This window comes from Myxococcus sp. CA039A (genome assembly GCF_013336645.1).
Taxonomy (GTDB): domain Bacteria; phylum Myxococcota; class Myxococcia; order Myxococcales; family Myxococcaceae; genus Myxococcus; species Myxococcus llanfairpwllgwyngyllgogerychwyrndrobwllllantysiliogogogochensis.
In genome coordinates this window covers 1-2236 of the sequence record NZ_JABUMQ010000606.1, presented here as the reverse complement: position 1 = coordinate 2236, position 2236 = coordinate 1, and the positions used below count along the sequence as shown (strand labels likewise).

The window sequence follows — 2236 nt, the reverse complement described above, 5'->3', positions numbered from 1 at the left end:
CACCCACCGAGCACCAGCACCAGGCCCCAGAGGGCGGCGAGGGGGACGGGGCGCGGCATGCGGTTCACCAGAGGATGCTCTGCACCAGTTCGTCGATCTTCTCGCCCATGGCCTCCAGCCCGTTCATCTTCGACAGGAAGCCGTCGGCGCCGACCTGCTCGGCCAGCTTGGACAGCTCGTCGTCGGGCAGGCTGGAGAACAGGACGATGGGGATGTCCTGGGTGCCGTACTCGTTCTTCAGCGTGCGGCAGATGTCGGTGCCCTTGGCCTCGGGCATGTGGATGTCCGTGAGGATGAGGTCCGGCCGCCAGCTCTGGAGCGTCTTCTCGAACTCCATGAGCGTGGAGGTGGCGACGACCTCGTAGCCGCGCGCTTCCAGCACGGCCTTCTCCATGGCGAGCGTGATTTCGCTGTCGTCAATCAGGAGGATTCTTCGCTTCTCGGACACGTCGACCTTCCTTGGGCTCCGTTTCTATCCTACCCCCACCCGGCGCACCAACGCCTTTCCCACGGGGTAAGACGGGGTGGTGTCGTGGACGTCCCCCTCCCGGTCGTCCGGGCGGGGGGCGGGGCCTGACTTCTTCCGGCAAACCCACCGAAAAGGAGTATGCAGGGCGCCATGATGCACCCAGACCGCCGAGCCTGGACGGCCCTTCTCCTGGTGGGGAGTCTCCTCTGGACGCTGCCCGTCGCGGCGCTCAATTCGGGCCTGGGGTCCCCCTCGTCCCCCGTGGACCGGCAGTCCCCCCACTCCACCACCCAGGGGTTCCTGGCCGCGGCCCACCGGGGGGACTACGCCACGGCGGCGCACTACCTGGACCTGGACTTCATCCCCCGCGCCCAGCAGTCCGAGCGGGGCGCCCAGCTGGCCCGCCGGCTCAAGTTCGTCCTGGACCGCAAGCTCTCCATCGACCTGTCCCTCTTGAGCAAGGTCGCGGAGGGTGACCCGGCCGACCCCCGCTTCGACCTGCTGGGCATCATCCCGCTGGAGGGCGCCAATGTGTCCATCCGCGTCCAGCGGGTGGCCCAGGACGGCTCCCTGGTCTGGGTGTTCAGCGAGTCCACCGTGCGGATGGTGGACCCCCTCTTCGAGACCTACGGCCCCCGCGTGGCGGAGTGGCTGCCGCCCTTCTTCTTCTCCGGCACCGTGTTCGGCCTGGAGCCCTGGCAGTGGCTGGGCCTGCTGGTGACGCTCTTGGGCTCGGTGGGACTGGCCCTGCTCCTGGAGCGGCTGTCGCTCGCGTTCGGGCTGCGGCTGGCGAAGTGGACGCACCTCACCCTGGATGACCAGCTGGTGGCGGCGGGGCGGGGGCCCCTGCGGTTGCCGTACTTCGCGATACTCCTGGCGGCGGGCACGTCCCTGCTGCTGCTGCCGCGCCCGGTGCAGACGCTGTTCAACCGGCTGAGCTATTCGCTCATCATCATCGCGGTGGCGTGGTTCATCCTGCGCTTCCTGCGGGTGTTCGCCAACTTCGTGCAGAACCGCGTGTCGGGCGACATGCGCGACGCGGGCCGGGCCCGCTCGCTGCGCACCCAGTTCGCGGTGCTGCGCGCCGTCTTCGAGGCGGCGACCTATGTGGTGGCCGCCGCGCTGCTCCTGATGCAGTTCGAGGTGGTGCGCAACGTGGGCGTGTCGCTGCTCGCGTCCGCCGGTATCGCCGGTATCGTCATCGGTCTCGCGGCGCAGAAGTCCATCGCCACGCTGCTCGCCGGCATCCAGCTCTCCATCACCCAGCCGGTGCGCATTGGCGACCAGGTGGTGGTGGAGACCGAGTTCGGCACCGTGGAGGAAATCACCCTCACGTACGTGGTGCTGCGCGTCTGGGACCAGCGCCGCATGGTCATCCCGATTACCTACTTCCTGGACAAGCCCTTCCAGAACTGGAGCAAGTCCAGCACGGAGATGCTCGGGGCCGTCACCCTCCAGGTGGACTACTCCACGGACGTGGACGCGGTGCGCGGGGAGCTGCGGCGCATCGTCGAGCAGGACGCGAAGCACCTGTGGGACGGGCGGCTCCAGTCCGTCGTCGTGTTGGAGGCCCAGGACCGCACGCTCACCGTCCGCGCGCTCGTCAGCGCGGCCAACCCGGACAAGCTCTTCGACCTGCGCGCCCTCGTCCGTGAGCGGCTGGTCGCCTTCCTGCGAGCCCATCCCGAGTGGCTGCCCTTCACTCGCACCGAGTCCCGGCAGGCCCCCACCGCGCTGCCGCCCCCGGAGGCTCGGGACCCCCAGCCG

2 protein-coding genes are annotated in these 2236 nt (G+C 69.1%); one reads left to right on the top strand and one right to left on the bottom strand.

Annotated elements, in window-relative coordinates:
* Nucleotides 1–64: 64 nt before the first annotated feature.
* Nucleotides 65–448: a PleD family two-component system response regulator gene (locus HR086_RS46280; protein ID WP_015351808.1), complete on the bottom strand. Its 384-nt coding sequence runs from the start codon at nucleotides 446–448 to the stop codon at nucleotides 65–67.
* A 171-nt stretch (nucleotides 449–619) separates the two neighbouring features.
* On the opposite strand from HR086_RS46280, the gene HR086_RS46275 reads away from it, so the two are divergent.
* On the top strand, nucleotides 620–2236 hold a 1617-nt coding region (locus HR086_RS46275; RefSeq protein WP_174468849.1), incomplete at its 3' end, for a mechanosensitive ion channel family protein.